This window comes from Vibrio sp. QJM3NY_15, assembly GCF_057785995.1.
This window is the reverse complement of the sequence record NZ_CM173518.1, coordinates 860,688-875,500: the sequence shown is the minus strand read 5'-3', so window position 1 is coordinate 875,500 and position 14,813 is coordinate 860,688. Positions and strand designations below refer to the sequence as shown.

15 protein-coding genes and 2 pseudogenes are annotated in these 14,813 nt (G+C 43.8%); 5 read left to right on the top strand and 12 right to left on the bottom strand.

Annotated features, from left to right (window positions below; translation table 11 throughout):
* Positions 1-5: 5 nt before the first annotated feature.
* From AC3CKG_RS20325 to AC3CKG_RS20305, 5 genes are all read right to left on the bottom strand, one after another.
* On the bottom strand, positions 6-1,013 hold the full coding sequence (locus tag AC3CKG_RS20325) for a substrate-binding domain-containing protein (RefSeq protein ID WP_488529918.1): 1,008 nt from the start codon (positions 1,011-1,013) through the stop codon (positions 6-8).
* 144 nt (positions 1,014-1,157) lie between these two features.
* Entirely contained in the window at positions 1,158-1,859 is a 702-nt protein-coding gene (locus AC3CKG_RS20320; protein WP_488529917.1) for a lipoate--protein ligase family protein, read from the bottom strand.
* A gap of 134 nt (positions 1,860-1,993) precedes the next feature.
* Positions 1,994-2,590 (bottom strand): DJ-1/PfpI family protein, encoded by a 597-nt coding sequence (locus AC3CKG_RS20315; RefSeq protein ID WP_488529916.1) that lies wholly within the window; start codon positions 2,588-2,590, stop codon positions 1,994-1,996.
* Between the two features lie 134 nt (positions 2,591-2,724).
* Positions 2,725-3,366 (bottom strand): DUF2268 domain-containing putative Zn-dependent protease, encoded by a 642-nt coding sequence (locus AC3CKG_RS20310; protein WP_102279965.1) that lies wholly within the window; start codon positions 3,364-3,366, stop codon positions 2,725-2,727.
* Positions 3,367-3,473: 107 nt separating this feature from the next.
* A complete protein-coding gene (locus AC3CKG_RS20305; RefSeq protein WP_102279967.1) occupies positions 3,474-4,229 on the bottom strand; it encodes a hypothetical protein in 756 nt (251 codons plus the stop codon).
* A gap of 100 nt (positions 4,230-4,329) precedes the next feature.
* On the opposite strand from AC3CKG_RS20305, the pseudogene AC3CKG_RS20300 reads away from it, so the two are divergent.
* Together AC3CKG_RS20300 and AC3CKG_RS20295 are read left to right on the top strand one after the other, a co-directional pair.
* Positions 4,330-4,467 (top strand): annotated as a pseudogene (locus AC3CKG_RS20300) (IS110 family transposase); the annotation flags it as partial.
* A gap of 20 nt (positions 4,468-4,487) precedes the next feature.
* Positions 4,488-4,746 (top strand): annotated as a pseudogene (locus AC3CKG_RS20295) (transposase); the annotation flags it as partial.
* A gap of 25 nt (positions 4,747-4,771) precedes the next feature.
* On the opposite strand, the gene AC3CKG_RS20290 reads toward AC3CKG_RS20295, so the two are convergent.
* Positions 4,772-5,407 (bottom strand): hypothetical protein, encoded by a 636-nt coding sequence (locus tag AC3CKG_RS20290; protein WP_488529915.1) that lies wholly within the window; start codon positions 5,405-5,407, stop codon positions 4,772-4,774.
* Between the two features lie 117 nt (positions 5,408-5,524).
* The gene (locus AC3CKG_RS20285; RefSeq protein ID WP_488529914.1) at positions 5,525-6,484 is read right to left on the bottom strand and encodes a hypothetical protein; all 960 of its coding nucleotides are present in this window, start codon (positions 6,482-6,484) and stop codon (positions 5,525-5,527) included.
* Between the two features lie 379 nt (positions 6,485-6,863).
* Between AC3CKG_RS20285 and AC3CKG_RS20280 the strand changes: the two genes are divergently transcribed.
* Both AC3CKG_RS20280 and AC3CKG_RS20275 read left to right on the top strand, forming a co-directional pair.
* The gene (locus AC3CKG_RS20280; RefSeq protein WP_488529913.1) at positions 6,864-7,769 is read left to right on the top strand and encodes a homocysteine S-methyltransferase family protein; all 906 of its coding nucleotides are present in this window, start codon (positions 6,864-6,866) and stop codon (positions 7,767-7,769) included.
* A gap of 63 nt (positions 7,770-7,832) precedes the next feature.
* Entirely contained in the window at positions 7,833-8,231 is a 399-nt protein-coding gene (locus AC3CKG_RS20275; RefSeq protein ID WP_076671048.1) for a DUF1090 domain-containing protein, read from the top strand.
* A gap of 145 nt (positions 8,232-8,376) precedes the next feature.
* Here AC3CKG_RS20275 and AC3CKG_RS20270 read toward each other — a convergent pair whose 3' ends face one another.
* From AC3CKG_RS20270 to AC3CKG_RS20255, 4 genes are all read right to left on the bottom strand, one after another.
* Positions 8,377-9,471, bottom strand: a complete 1,095-nt coding sequence (locus AC3CKG_RS20270; protein ID WP_488529912.1) for an HDOD domain-containing protein — start codon at positions 9,469-9,471, stop codon at positions 8,377-8,379.
* A gap of 235 nt (positions 9,472-9,706) precedes the next feature.
* Positions 9,707-10,762, bottom strand: a complete 1,056-nt coding sequence (locus AC3CKG_RS20265) for an alcohol dehydrogenase family protein (RefSeq protein ID WP_488529911.1) — start codon at positions 10,760-10,762, stop codon at positions 9,707-9,709.
* The gene (locus AC3CKG_RS20260; protein WP_102362878.1) at positions 10,759-11,277 is read right to left on the bottom strand and encodes a TetR/AcrR family transcriptional regulator; all 519 of its coding nucleotides are present in this window, start codon (positions 11,275-11,277) and stop codon (positions 10,759-10,761) included. Before AC3CKG_RS20260 ends, AC3CKG_RS20265 begins: the two co-directional genes overlap by 4 nt.
* A 167-nt stretch (positions 11,278-11,444) precedes the next feature.
* The gene (locus tag AC3CKG_RS20255; RefSeq protein WP_488529962.1) at positions 11,445-12,566 is read right to left on the bottom strand and encodes a multidrug effflux MFS transporter; all 1,122 of its coding nucleotides are present in this window, start codon (positions 12,564-12,566) and stop codon (positions 11,445-11,447) included.
* A gap of 97 nt (positions 12,567-12,663) precedes the next feature.
* Between AC3CKG_RS20255 and AC3CKG_RS20250 the strand changes: the two genes are divergently transcribed.
* A complete protein-coding gene (locus AC3CKG_RS20250; protein ID WP_488529910.1) occupies positions 12,664-13,437 on the top strand; it encodes an AraC family transcriptional regulator in 774 nt (257 codons plus the stop codon).
* A 98-nt stretch (positions 13,438-13,535) separates the two neighbouring features.
* On the opposite strand, the gene uxuA is transcribed toward AC3CKG_RS20250, so the two are convergent.
* Positions 13,536-14,723, bottom strand: a complete 1,188-nt coding sequence (gene uxuA / locus AC3CKG_RS20245; RefSeq protein WP_488529909.1) for a mannonate dehydratase — start codon at positions 14,721-14,723, stop codon at positions 13,536-13,538.
* Positions 14,724-14,813: the final 90 nt, after the last annotated feature.

Sequence of the window (14,813 nt, the reverse complement as noted above, 5' to 3'; positions counted from 1 at the left end):
CTTGGTTAAACGCTTTCACCATCAGTGATGCGATAGCCCATATCCACTACCGTTTCCATGACTTGCTCACCTTTCAATCGGGCAAGCAGTAGCTCGGCACTTTTCTTACCTATTTCATAACGTGGCGTATCCACGCTAGTCAGTTTTGGCCGTATGGTTTGACCGATATCTAACGCGTTGTAGCCCACCACAGATAGCTGTTGCGGCACTTGGATTCCACGTTGCTGGGCAATGAGCAAGGTACCGATCGCGATGTCATCATTGGTGCAGAACACGCCATCTAGATCTGGATAATCCGCAAGAGCGCGATCAAGCAGATCTTCAGCCAAAGAGAAGTTAGAGTGCTGTTCAGTCAACACATGCTTAGGCTTTAATCCAGCCTCATGCATCGCTTTGTCATAACCTTGCAAACGCAGCTTAGTTCGCGCATCCAGTCGAGCGCCAAAGTAAGCAATAGAGCGTTTACCAGCTTCAATCATTCGCTTCACGACATGGTAAGAAGCATCAATATGGTCCAAACCAACAACCATATCGATAGGATTGGTTGGTAGTTCCATTGTTTCAACAACAGAAACACCTGAATTCTTGATCATCTGTAACGTGCGGGGGGTGTGGTGGCTTTCCGTCAATATCAACCCATCAACTTGATACGAAAGCAACGAAGCAATTTTTTCCTCTTCTTCCACAGCATCATAGCTAAAGTGAGCAAGTAACGTCTCGTAGCCATTCTCTTTGGTAACCGTTTCGATACCTTGAACAAACGCGGCAAAGATTTGGTTTGATAACGAAGGGAGCAAGATACCGATCGCTTTACTCGACGACTTCGAGAGCATGGCTGGCGCTTTATTTTCGATGTATCCCATCTCTTCAATAACCGCAGCAATTTTAACGCGCGTTTTGGCTGCGACTGAATCGGGATTGCGCATGTAACGAGAGACGGTCATCTTTGTGACCCCCACTTGGTCTGCAACATCTTGAAGTGTGGTTCGAGTTTTCTTCTGCTGTTCTGTCATAACTATTTGAACTCTTTATTATGTTACAAGTAACATTATAAAGTTCTCACCCCCTCAAGTTCAACCCATTCGTTCTCATCGACACATAGTATTGAAATGGTTCACCCTTTGGCAAATTAGCATGGCGTTAACGAAAAGAAGACATTACGCATGCTTGATGAAAGCTTGGCTTAACCGCTGAAAGAGTGAGTCTACGTTGGGGAGGCTCGTCAAATGTGCGGACAACAGTGTATGAACCTGCGCATCCACCACGGTCGGGTTATCGCAAATCTGATTATAAAAATTCACAGGCGCAACGATGCTCTCTAAGTCAGCATCTAACAAGATACAAGCTTGCGAAAGTACAATTTGGCCGCCCCCTTGTTTAAGCAATACACGCTGCGCAGTACCCACTATTTTTTGTTTATTGATATTGAGGTTGTAGTCACCATCACAATAAGAACCGGGGGTTGCGTGTACATCCACATCGATGCCCAGTTCCTTAAAAAACAGGGTTAATACATCGCATAAATGTCGATACGCTTTTTGGATATTGTAGGCTTCATCGCGAGGCCAATGGTAAATGTGCGATAGGTTAATGATCCCCGGTAGTTGAGGAACGGGAGCGCCACCTGTTTTCCGTGAGGTGAGTTGCCAGCCTTGTGCCGCAAGTTGCTTTCTAGACTCTAACGTCACTGGCCACTTTTTACCCGCAGGCAATACGAGTGTCGGCGTTTTTGCTTGCCAAAGCATCAACGCTTGTCCAATCTCACCGGCCTGTATCTGCTGCAATAACTCATCTTCTTTTTCAAACGCACGATCAACATCAATGTGCGGGTAACGTACGAGTTTATTCGTTAACTTCAATGCACTTTTCCTCTACAGATTGTGGTGACTTACCATTTAACGTTCTGGGGTGGTTGATGACATATGGGACTATGTGGGATGAAAACAGCACTAAAATTTAGTTATTGGCACTATAGTTGTTTGTTAGGCAAAATTTACAGATACGCACCGACTACTGACATACAGTGCTGAACCGTGCTTTCTTTTTCACCGACTGGCGCGACATAATGAATTGCCGATTCAGCATCCGCCCTACTCGACAACTTGCTAATTACCCAGGTAGCCAAGTACTTTGATGACAAACAACCACCTGCTGTCGCAAGATTACCTTTAGCATAAAAGGGTTGGTCTAAAACGGTAACTCCTGATTCGACAACCCAAGGTTTCGTTGTTAAATCGGTACAAGCAGGTATTTGATGCAGTAAACCAAGTACTGACATGAGCAACGTACCTGAACATTGTCCACCAATTAACTGAGTTGCAGGGTTTAGCTTTAGCCTTGAAAGTATATCTCTGTCTTTCGCAATATCGCACGTTAGTGCACCACTACCAAATAATACGACGTTGGCTTGGTTAGCAAACTCGAGAGGCTGTTGAGATTTGATTGTCACTCCGTTCATTGAAGTGACGTATTGAGTTGGACTCGTTATTTGCACATTCCAACCGGCGTCTTTCATGCGGTTCAAAATGCCCGCAGCTATAAATGAATCCAGTTCATTAAATCCGTTAAAAGTTAGTACAGCAATATCCATATTTATTCCTATTTGCCTAACGCCCGCTTAAGTTGTGAGTAACGCAACACTGAACCTAACTTGGACATCGTAATCACATAAGCCGAAATTGACACCCAAATTGCTAAGCGTTACGAATCGACTTGAAGCGCTTGTTATATTGCTTCTACAAAGCTAGATGAATCAAGAGCCACAATATCGGAAATATTCGTATTTACTCTACTCAAGTACTGAGTGACTAAATTATATCCAACCCAATACCCAGCATAACGTGGATATTCGTCGAGTTTTGTACCTAAAAACATTTGTTCAAATGGAAAACTTGAGCTCTCTAAAAATGGTTTCATTCTCTGGTAGATAGGAATCCAGTCTTCATCCTGTATATCCACGAACATCGATGACACCCCCCCATTATTTAAAACACTTTCAAAATGACACGCCAAACCTTCCATCACCAAATTATCTAAAAGAGTTGAATTTTTATGCCCATGACTTTTTCTTAATGCATGATTAATTTCATGCCCCAACACAGCAACTAACTCGTTTTCGACAATATCTTCGATATCATCACGACTAACGTCCAAGAACACTTCAACTCTATGTGCACTCAGCGCATAACCACCAATCCCAAACGGTGATACTTTTTCATTAGAAAATGGACTAACTGTGACATCTAAATCACTAATCTCTATGTGAGAACCTATCACTTCAACCGCCATATCTAATTGCGACATTAGAAACTTTTCATACTTCGCAAGCTTTCCAGTAGCATCCAAAATAGTAATATTAACTGACATAATTCCCCTTGAAATATAACGCTGCACTAAGCTGCCGCAAACATGTGGCTACACTTTGCGAAGCAAAAATGCCACATGTTGGAGGCCAGTTTGAGTGCCTTGTTATGTTACGGTGCTGACCTTAATGATTGAGCGAACTCTCGCATAAGTCGTGCGTTGTCTGCTGTTTCTGCATCACCACAAGCTTTACCATAATATTGAATATTCGGTGATGAATAGACTGGTAGTGATTTATCTGCATACGTCATGATTGTACCTGCTTCACGACACAATGCCCCAAATGCATAAGGTTTAATGCGTTTATGGTGCTCAGCTAAGAGTTGCCCTTTGAGCCAGTACTCCGGCGTATCGTTATGCCACGCCCATGCTAAATGGCCCAACTCATGCTCTAGAACATAAGCTTCGGCATCAGAAGATACAACTAAAAAACTGCGACTGAAATTGATATGAGCCGTTCCAGCACCATTTTGAGAAAAAGGGGCATTCTTAGGAAGAACCAGCACATAATAGCTACCCGCATGCTGCATTGGCTTCAGAGTCGAATGACCAACACTTAACGCTAATTGTTGATGTAAGCTACCAATTCCTTTGCTTTGAAAATCATTTAAATCAAGCTTAGTAATACCTGACAATGTGCGTTTCATGGGGATACATGAGTTATCAAGGACAAGGTTAGAGTAATCGATAAACTCATTAATTCTATCCTCGCTAATGGAGTCATCAGTGAAGAAGTGTACAGGTGTTTCTACCTTTTCAGCTGACTCACAAACAGGAAGTGATAGCTCCTCCCCATCTCGTTTACCGACAAGAAATAGAGCAACGACCCCTAATAATGTACAACCAACTAATACGTTTTTATTCACCGGTGTTCCTATATTCCTTAGTAACATAACGAATGACATGGATTCCCTCCTACCGAGGATTTGCCACACTTATGTGGTACTTAAATGCATCGGAGGCACCATGTCTGATTATTCTTGTTTCTGCGGTATCGACCTAGCTAAAAACCACTTTAGTCTTCATGCCATAGACCAAAATGGTAAGGTCATACTTCATAAGTCGGTAACCCGCTCTAAACTACTGACTACAATAGCAAATATGTACTCATTAGTGTCCCTCTAATCACACGCGAAAGTGGACGCTACAAAGGTAAGCGCGTGATCCAAGGCGATCGAGCGCAAGTACGCACTGTGTTATATATGGCAATGATGTCAGCCATGCAATGTAACCCCCGTATTCAAAGCGACTTATGCTCGACTTTTAGCTGCCGGAAAGCCTAAGAAAGTCGCAATAATCGCGTGTGTTCGAAAGATGGTTGTGACCCTTAATTCTATGCTGAGAGATGGCGCCATGTGGGATGAAAACACAGCCAAAAACTAATCATTGACGCCATAGTCGTTTGTTATCAATATTCTTCGACGGTACCACATTCGTTTATGTTTCTTAATTCAGCATTGACTATTCTTGTAGAAACATAAGGCGCGCCCTGATATAGCAGGCCTAAGCTAATCACAACAGCAAGTGATGAAACGACTAAGCTGGGATAGTTTGGAACAGTAAAAATAATTGAAAGGCTGTATGCAAACCAAAATATACTGAGAATAAAACCGGGGAATCCTATGACCAAATTATACAGTGAATAAAGTTTGTCATACCATGGTAATTCTATTTGAAATGTCTGCTCTTTCACTTTTTCAAGATCAGGTACTATCCTGCCAACGCGCAGGATATGCTTAAATGAAATTCGAGCCCCTACTCGTTCCTCTAAAGCTAACAGACCGTTCAAAGTTACTTTACTAACCTTTAAACCATGAGCTAAATAAAAAACCTCAACTTGTACTTCATCATCAATATGCTTTCGTAAACGAGGAGATAGATTTTTAATTGAAGAAGTCTGCTCAAGTGTAGCTAAGCGTTGCTTTCGATGCTCTGAAAAAAGTGAGATTATTTTTTCAAGGTTAACCACCAGAGACAACGCGATTACAATGAAAACAAACGAGTAATTTCCTTGTTCAATGTACTTCATGACCATATCAACCATGCTTCGACTTCTCCATCTTTATAACACCAGCAATAAGGCGCCCCGCCCTGAACCAACAAAGCACACCGAACTTCATACCAAAACCGCCGAGTGTAACGGGTCACCTTAATTGCTTTGTTATAGCGCATTTTCCGCAAAACATGAGAAACAAGTACCGTACTCACTATCCTGCAGAGTTCCCTCACAACCGTCTTCTTCACAATTCCGCTCTAGTACCCTTCCCTCATGTCCGCACAGCCTACACAAATATACTTCTGATTCAGGTAGATTTTGATAGGTTTTAGCACAATCATGAATAAATTCATCATCCCAAAAATCCATGCGGGAAACGGTATGAGAACAACTTGGACAGTAAAATGATTTAGCTTTTTTATCGTAGCCAAAATACTTTTTGCATGCTGCAGGAGGCAATACATCAATAGTTAAACGATAATTAATTAAAAGACTGTGAACCAAATGAGACTCGTAATCTTCTTCAGACCGAATACTTTTCATCGAGTTTGCAGGTGTATTTTCAAGATACTTTCGCCTTGAACTAAACCAACATTCTGAAGCATTAAAGTAACTATGCGTGTATAGGATGAAGTTGATTACCTCTTCCGGAGTTACAGCCAAAGACTTATCGACTGTATGCATGACTTTATTTCGAATTGTTCTCATATCTTCATTCCACTGAATAAACTGATCGCTAAAACGTTCAGGACACACTGTATCGTGAACTTTTATTAAATCTTGAGCATCCAAAGTGCGGAATGCTGAGAACTCTATATCTTTTTTGTTAGCGCCTCTTGGCCATGTTTGGGGATTACCTGAGATAAGTAAATAAGGTGAAACATTTGCAATCCGCCCTTTAATATAAAACTCAACAGCTTGTTGAACTAAAGCCGTGGCACTGACCAACGTCTGTTTTGCTGAAGCCCAATAACGATTACTTTCATCTTCGTGATCTAAACCATCAATTACACCACGTAACGCTTCAAATTCATATAAGTGCTCAGTCACTGAGTCCCACGAGGAATTTAGGAAGCCATCAGCAGCATGATAAAAGTCATCTTTTGTCGGAAACTCAATAATCACAAACAACTCCAATGTACATCTTGCACTTAACATTTTAACATCGTGCGAGCACGAATTCTTTAGCTAAACATATCAAAAAGATTGCCTATAACCAACTGAGTAATATATAGAAAAACATAAACTTTAAGTGAGAAATTGTTCACGCACACATTACCTCCTACGAAAGGCTCGTTATCACTCTGAACTTCCCATTAAGTTAGCTATTGTTAAGCACCTTAAAAGTGGTTGTTCCTTCTATTCGTGCTCAACCATAGTTACAACTACTCTTTTTAAGCCATGATTTATTCTCGATTACATAGAGTCTTGATGGCTTCTGTCTAGCAAAGTTGTCTGATATGGTGACGGCAGAACTTCAGCAATTGTTTAGATAGTATTGAATATGAAAACACTAACCATACTTGATGGCGGCATGGGCCGAGAACTCAAAGAAATTGGCGCGCCATTTTCTCAACCGCTTTGGAGTGCTCAAGCGCTGATTGAGGCACCCGATTTTGTTAGCCAAGCGCATCAAAACTTTGTCGATGCAGGTGCCGAAATCCTAATCACCAATAGCTATGCCTGTGTACCTTTTCACTTGGGTGAAGAGCTGTTCAAACAACAAGGTTTTGAATTAGCAGCGCTATCTGGCGAACTGGCTAAAGCCGTTGCTGACAATGCCCCTCACACAGTGAAAGTAGCAGGCGCGATTCCACCACCATTTGGCAGCTACCGACCAGACTTGTTCAAGGTAGAGGAGGCGGCGCCAATCATTCAAACCCTTTATGATGCGCAAGACCCAAACATCGACCTTTGGATCGTGGAAACGATTTGCAGCCTGCAAGAATTCGAATCCATTCATGCAGTACTCAAGCAATCAAACAAACCGTGTTACTACGCCTTTAGTTTGGAAGACACCAAGGGCGATTCTGCCAGCATTCGTTCTGGCGAGAGCGTAACAGACGCCATCAAACTGGCCTGCCAATCCAACGCGACAGGCATTATGTTTAATTGCTCAGTGCCTGAAGTGATGGATCAAGCCATCATCGATACTAAAAAAGTGATCGAAGAACTAGGCTGTGATCTGGAAATCGGTGTCTATGCGAACAACTTTGCGCCGATCAGCAGCGAACATGAGGCCAATGACATGCTTCAAGAAATGCGTGAGCTGGATGGCCAAGGTTACTTAGTTTACGCAAAACGCTGGCATGCACTGGGTGCGAATATCGTCGGCGGTTGTTGTGGCATCGGGCCGAAACACATTAGAGCTTTGGCGGACTGGAAATTAAGTGACGTTGAGCCAAACTAATTATTCGTGTTGTTGATAACATCGCACCACTTAAACTCAATTTATAAATCAAACGGTTAAAGCATGAAACTACTTCTAAAGAGCTCAATACTGTCTCTATGCGTTCTATCATTCCATAGTTTTGCGAGTTCGCAGTGTGAAGACTTATCCGGCTGTGAAAGAAAGAGCTGTGAAATCGAGTATCAAATAGACAAAGCAAAGGAATACGGCAATCAACACAAAGTTGATGGCTTAACCAAAGCACTGAAAGAAGTGAAAGCTAACTGCACCAATGACGGCTTGAAAGACAAAATCGCTGAAAAAATAGAATCGAGTGAAGAAGATCTCGCAGAATACCGAGAAGATCTCGAAGAAGCGAAACAGTCTGGTAAGACTCAGAAGGTGAAAAAGTACCAACGTAAAATCGAAGACGAAATTGCAGAACGTGACCGTTTAGTGGAAGAGCTGGCTGAGATCCAATAAGCATCGCGACGCTGCATTGATACGTCTACTTTATACTTGTCAGCCTAGCTTCACGCACCTGCTTCGCTTGTCTACTTAAGCAAACTTCAAATCTATCGCCTCTCAATTCGAGAGGCGATTTTCTTTATCTCTTAGTCAGATTCACCTAATCAACAAGCGCTAGCTCGGACTCTTTCAGTAAACGATTAGCCACGAGGTTGGCGGCAGGCGTAGCTATCGTTTGTTGGCATCTGGTTTCAAAATTTTCAGCCGTAATCATTTTGACTTCCAGCAGATATTGCAGCTCACTTAAGTAGTTCGCCTCAAACACCGCTTGCCCAAGTGGTGTACATTCGTATCGGCTCGATTCTTGGTAGCCAATCGCGGTCAGTACAGATTCTGGCAATTCCCAGAATTTAGCAATGGTGTAAGTCAGGCGAATAGAATAGCTGTTCATCAATCGCTTCAATGCCAACGAGTTAGGCGGCACTGAAGGGTCAACATGCTTAAATGCTTCCACCATCATCTGGAAAATGATCATCTTGCCCAAGTTACGAATCAACCCAACAAAATATGCCGCGGCTTGATCTTCTTGGGATGAAGAGTCTTTCATCAACTCCTTAGTAAAAGAGGCCGTTTGGACACTGTGATTCCAAATTTTCTCACCGAAATGACGCCAGTAAATATTGTTGCCCGGCGTGAAGTTCTTCATGTAGCTATTCACTACCCCTTCTACAAGCCCTTGAGAACCCATATTTAGGAATGCTGTTTTTAGGTCAGTAACCTGTTTTTCACCACGTTTATAAAAAGCACTGTTAGCCAGTTTTATCACATCGGCAGCCATGCTTGGCTCGCGCTCAATCACTTTCAGCAATGCATCGACATCAAATTCGTCACTCTGTAATTCGGCCATTAACGTGGTCACAGAGGCTGGCATCACTGGCAGTTCGTTAAGCAACGCTTTTGGAGAGCGAATCAAGCGCTCGATTTGGCAGGCGACAAAATTGCTAAACGGGTCTGACTCTGTTCTCAGACGTGACTCGCCAAACAGATAATCAAGAAATTCACCGTCGTGAAGGCTAAGTGTCTTATCGACGATTAATGATGATGGCTGGGCGGACGAAGGCGGAACAAAGATTGAAGACTGAACAGAATCAGTAGCAACGGTTTGTTGTTGCTCTTTTTGGACAGGCTCTGCAGAGGGTTTGTTTTTTGAATCAACAAAAGGCGAAAATAGTGCCTGCAATACCCTTTTAAACATCAATACGGCTCCTAGATGAATACAACATAGATCGGGATATATAACGGCGGCGATTATCGCACACACAATTCATAAACCATACAATGATAAATGAATCACTTATTTCTTCGCTGTATAGGATCTGTTACTCGGCAGACGACAAGACTAGGCTAGTCGGTATTGGCCAGAAACAAAAAGAGCGAGCAAATAACGCTGCTCGCTCTTTCATAGATTATTTTTGTGACTCTATCTAAAGTTAACGCTGAGCCACTTCCAGCACAATCTTACCGACGTGTTTTTTCTTCAAGAATTTGTCTTGTGCTGTATGAATATCAGCAAGTGGGAACGACTCCGCGACAATTGCGCCAATCTGCTGTTTCTCAATGCGGTCAACCAAGTTTTGGAACACTTCAGGCTCCAACACTGTACAACCGAAGAAGCTCAAATCTTTCAAATATAAAGTACGCACATCAAGCTCAACCATCGCACCGCCAATCGCACCAGACACGGCATAACGACCGTGTGGTTTCAGCACCTCAAGGAATTCCGGCCACTTATCACCGGCGACTAAGTCGATAACCACATGCACACTGTTTGCGCTTAAAACCTCAACCAAATCAGCATCACGAGCAATCACTTCATCAGCACCCAGTTCCAATAACTGCTGGTTTTTGCTTGGGCTGGTAATTGCAATCACGTAAGCACCGCGAGCTTTCGCCAGTTGAATCGCCGCCGAACCCACACCGCCCGATGCACCAGAGATAAGCACGCGATCACCTTCAGCCACATTCGCGCGAGTCAGCATGTTCTCTGCTGTTGAGTAAGAACATGGGAAAGACGCTAGCTCAACATCCGACATAGTACTGTTCACCGCATAAGCGTGTTTCGCAGACACTTTGGTGTACTCAGCAAAGCCACCATCGCACTCAGATCCGAAATACCATGGCTGTGGCAGATCTCGTCCGTACACTTCGGTTAAACAAGGTTCGATAAGAACACGCTCACCAATACGATCAGCAGAGACTTCATTGCCGACTGCCACGATAAAACCACACACGTCAGCACCTTGGATACGAGGGAACTTCAACGCTTCACCAGACCAACTTGCGTCGTCTGAGTCATCACTTTTAGAGTACCAACCGATTCGTGTGTTGATATCTGTATTGTTCACGCCTGCAGCCATCACCTTGATCAGCACTTCATTAGGTTCAATTTGAGGAACAGCGATATCTTCACGGTAGCCAAGCATGTCTGCTCCGCCGTGACCCAACATCTCTACGCCTTTCATTGTTTTTGGTAGTTCGAATTTCATCGTGTTTCCTTGAGTAATTTTGTCACCATATTCTGTGCTGATGTCACCGCTTCTTCGCCTAACACTGGCCACGCGCTTGATACACCTTCATGAAGTAGAAAAAGCTCTGAAGCCAGATAGTCTCGTTGACTCTGCTTACCCAGAAGTGCTTTTACTTCTCGTTTATGTTCAGTAACAGCTTGATTAATTATCTCGTTGTCAGGAAAAGCCGCCATCGCGTTCATCGACATACAACCGTGTGGCGCATACTCTTCCATCCACTGTTGTAACTTGTCGAAGATATCCAGCATGGATGCCAGGCCATCATCAGGCGCACTTTCTAATAGGAAATTTAGGTAACGGTGATGACGGTGCTCTAAGGCACCCACTATCATCGCTTCTTTCGATGGATAATGTTTGTAGAGCGTACGTAGGCTGACATTACATGCCGTCTTTAGTTGAGCCACACTCGGCTCTGCAAAACCATGTTGACTAAACGCAACCTCAAGGCTCTCTGCAATTTGTTCTCTTAACATGCGGATCTCTTATACCTGACTAAAGGTAGAGTGATTGTTCTACATACATGGTAGAGCGATCATTCTACCCATGTCAATATCCAAATTTACGAAAGGATAGAATGATAAATCCCGCATCAAATAGGGCGCGGAATTTATCAATATGAATGAGAGACTTACCGTTAAATCTAGAGTCGGCTGCGTATCGTCACCAACACAGATAACGCACCACAAAATACCAACACCACACCTAAGTCTTGAATCATTCCCGCTAAAGCGAGCCCAGAACCAATCAAGGTGTAATACATCAAACCAAACAATGCACCTGCACTTCCTGCTTGAGATTGGTAACGCACCAGCGCTCGGCTCAATACATTAGGAATCGCAATGCCAAACGCCATAACCACCAACATCATCGGAAGCAAGAACCAGATCGAATGTTGTGAAAGGTACACACCCACTGCGCCTACCGTTTGAAGCCCTGCCGCTAAGCTAATCAAAGAGATAGATGAAACTTGTCGCTTCAATAGCGCCTTATTAACCAAGCTTCCCAACAAGGTTCCGAACCCAAGTACGACACCGCTATAGCCAAACTGCTCGATACTGAATCCAAGTTGTAAGAAGGTGAATGAACCCAGTTGGTAATACGAAAACAGCGCAATATTGAACGACGCAACAATCAGTGCCGATACCCAAATATCGCCGTCTTTGATCATGTGGATACTGAGCGATTTTAATTGCAACGGCTGCTTAGACTGCTGCGTTTCCGGCAAAGACCATAAACTGTGTACTAGCAGCGCCAACACCATGATTAACAAGGCAGTAAACACATATTGATGCCCACCCGCCTCGCTCAATTGGCCACCTAGTAATAACCCGATGATTGGGCTAATCGACAGCCCCATGCCCATGTAACCAAACACCTTGGCTAGCTCTGTTCCGCTAAAAGCATCTCGAAGCATGGTTTGAGTAACGACAGAGCCAACCGCAAGTCCGAAAGCGCCCATTGCTCTTGCTATCATCAACCACGTAAAACTGTCGGTTTGCATGGCAATAAGTGCCGAACAGGCGAATAACCCAATACCGAATAACATGGTAGGGCGACGTCCCCATTTATCTGCTAACACACCCCATACCACCACACCCAACGCAAATGCAGAGAAGTAGATAGAGAGGGTTTGTGCCGCTTGTGTGTAACTCACATCAAAGGATTTCGATATAGAATCCAGAGTCGGGCTATAGATGGTTTCTGCGATTTGAGGGAACATCAACAGCAGCACCATTTGCCATAAAGAAGGTTTTGTTTTCATCATTTTTCCAAGACCAGTGAACTTGACGGGAAGTCTAGAGGAAACTAATCTTGGCTCGTTAACAACATTAAAACCAAAAACAACAAGGTTGGGACAAATGGCATTTATCGATGATAGTTGTGCTTTTGATGCTGATAGCATTGAAGCAAGCGTAGTGGGAATAGCGGCAGAGCTAGGACAGCATGATTCAGGTATTCATCAGCATCGCAAAGGGCAATTACTTTATGCGCCGCAAGGGTGCATTACCTTAACACTGGATAATGCTTTGTGTATTCTGCCTCCGACTAAGGCTGTGTGGATCCCGCCACATGTTCCACACCGAGCACAAATGACCAACGTGGTCGCGTATCGTTCTCTGTATTTTGATACCGATGTATTTGAGTGCCCAGAAGAGATCACAACGATTAAAGTTAACGATTTACTGAAAGCGCTGATCAATAAGATCGCATTATGGGAATGGGATATCGCGGAGCACAAGACACTCAATACGTCTGCGCTTTTTTGGGAAGAATTCCATTCCTTAACGCACCAAACCTTAATGCTTCCACTCCCAACAGATCGACGATTGGCGCGTTTCTGCACACAAGTCAACAAAGCCGATTTTATCGTCCCTCCGTTGAATGTTTTGGCGTCATCCGTTGGAGCCAGTAGCAAAACCATCACTCGTCTATTTAAAGCCGAAGCCGGCATGACCTATCAAGATTGGCGTCAACAATGGCGTTTGATTAAGGCGATCGAACTGCTTGCTCAAAACCGAACCGTTACCGACACTGCGCACTATTTAGAGTTCTCTTCGAACAGCGCTTTCATTGCCTTTTTCAAACAACAAATCGGACAAACACCCTTAGCTTTTACCAAGTTAGGGACGTGATTGTTGTGCTATCAATTCATGGCTTTGCTAAGAGCAGATACAAAAAAACCAGAACATGTGTTCTGGTTTTAGGAGTATTTTAAAGCTCGATGCCGTCGTTACTTAGTATAGAAAGCACGTTTCAATGCCATTTCTAAGCCGCGAACTTCAGCCAAGCCTTTCAATCGACCAATCGCCGAATAACCTGGGTTAGTGGTTTTCTTCAGGTCATCCAGCATTTGATGACCGTGATCCGGACGCATTGGAATTAAACGGTGATCGCCCACTTCTGCACGACGATTTTCTTCATCCAAAATTGCCATTACAACGTTGTACATGTCCACATCACCATCTAGGTGAGCCGCTTCGTGGAATGTCATTGGGTTGCTCTCTTCGCGCTTAGTAGAACGCAGGTGCGTAAAGTAAATTCGGTCACCGTGCTTTTTGATCATATTGACCAAATCATTGTCGCCACGTACACCGTATGAGCCCGTGCACATCGTCAAGCCATTCATTTTGCTTGGCACATGCTCGGTCAACCAATCAATGTCTTCGATCGTTGAAACGATGCGAGGCAAGCCCAAAATTGGACGCGGTGGATCGTCAGGATGAACCGCCATCTTCAAACCATTCGCATCACAGATAGGCATCAGCTCAGCAAGGAAATGAGACATGTGCTCACGTAGTTTATCTTTGTCGATGCCCGCATAGCGGTCTAGCTGTGCTTGAAACGCTTCAAGTGTGTAGCCTTCTTCAGCGCCCGGCAAACCGGCGATAATGTTGTTGGTCAGTTGCTGAATTTGCTCAGGCGTCATGTTGTTGAAGTAATCCAACGCTTGCGCTTGCTCTGACTCTGAATAGTCCGATTCTGCACCCGGACGCTTCAAGATATGCAGCTCAAATGCCGCAAACGCAATTTGGTCAAAACGCAGTGCGCGAGAGCCATCTGGCATTTCAAATTCTAAATCAGTACGTGTCCAGTCCAACACAGGCATGAAGTTATAACAAACCGTGTCAATGCCACACTCAGCAAGGTTAGACAGAGTTTGCTTATAGTTATCAATCCACTGCTGGTAGTTGCCAGTTTGAGTTTTGATCTCTTCGTGCACCGGCACGCTTTCTACGACCGACCACGTTAAACCTTTCTCTTCGATAATGACTTTACGCTTAAGGATTTCTTCTTTTGTCCAAACTTCACCATTTGGAATATGGTGCAGTGCATTCACAATACCAGTTGCGCCCGCTTGACGAATATCGTCTAGCGAAACTTGATCATTAGGGCCGTACCAACGCCACGTTTGTTCCATGAGACTTACCTTTCTTTAAGACGCACTTAGCCGGCTCGAATTAATCAAGCTAAATGCAATAACGACTTCTTAATGGCAGCAATGACAATT

Coding starts and splice junctions, on each gene's coding strand:
- AC3CKG_RS20260 (WP_102362878.1), bottom strand. CDS start 11,277: ATGTTAAGAGAACAAATTGCAGAGAGCCTTGAGGTTGCGTTTAGTCAA.
- AC3CKG_RS20250 (WP_488529910.1), top strand. CDS start 12,664: ATGGCATTTATCGATGATAGTTGTGCTTTTGATGCTGATAGCATTGAA.
- AC3CKG_RS20290 (WP_488529915.1), bottom strand. CDS start 5,407: ATGGTTGATATGGTCATGAAGTACATTGAACAAGGAAATTACTCGTTT.
- AC3CKG_RS20270 (WP_488529912.1), bottom strand. CDS start 9,471: ATGTTTAAAAGGGTATTGCAGGCACTATTTTCGCCTTTTGTTGATTCA.
- AC3CKG_RS20255 (WP_488529962.1), bottom strand. CDS start 12,566: ATGAAAACAAAACCTTCTTTATGGCAAATGGTGCTGCTGTTGATGTTC.
- AC3CKG_RS20325 (WP_488529918.1), bottom strand. CDS start 1,013: ATGACAGAACAGCAGAAGAAAACTCGAACCACACTTCAAGATGTTGCA.
- AC3CKG_RS20280 (WP_488529913.1), top strand. CDS start 6,864: ATGAAAACACTAACCATACTTGATGGCGGCATGGGCCGAGAACTCAAA.
- uxuA (WP_488529909.1), bottom strand. CDS start 14,723: ATGGAACAAACGTGGCGTTGGTACGGCCCTAATGATCAAGTTTCGCTA.
- AC3CKG_RS20310 (WP_102279965.1), bottom strand. CDS start 3,366: ATGTCAGTTAATATTACTATTTTGGATGCTACTGGAAAGCTTGCGAAG.
- AC3CKG_RS20275 (WP_076671048.1), top strand. CDS start 7,833: ATGAAACTACTTCTAAAGAGCTCAATACTGTCTCTATGCGTTCTATCA.
- AC3CKG_RS20265 (WP_488529911.1), bottom strand. CDS start 10,762: ATGAAATTCGAACTACCAAAAACAATGAAAGGCGTAGAGATGTTGGGT.
- AC3CKG_RS20315 (WP_488529916.1), bottom strand. CDS start 2,590: ATGGATATTGCTGTACTAACTTTTAACGGATTTAATGAACTGGATTCA.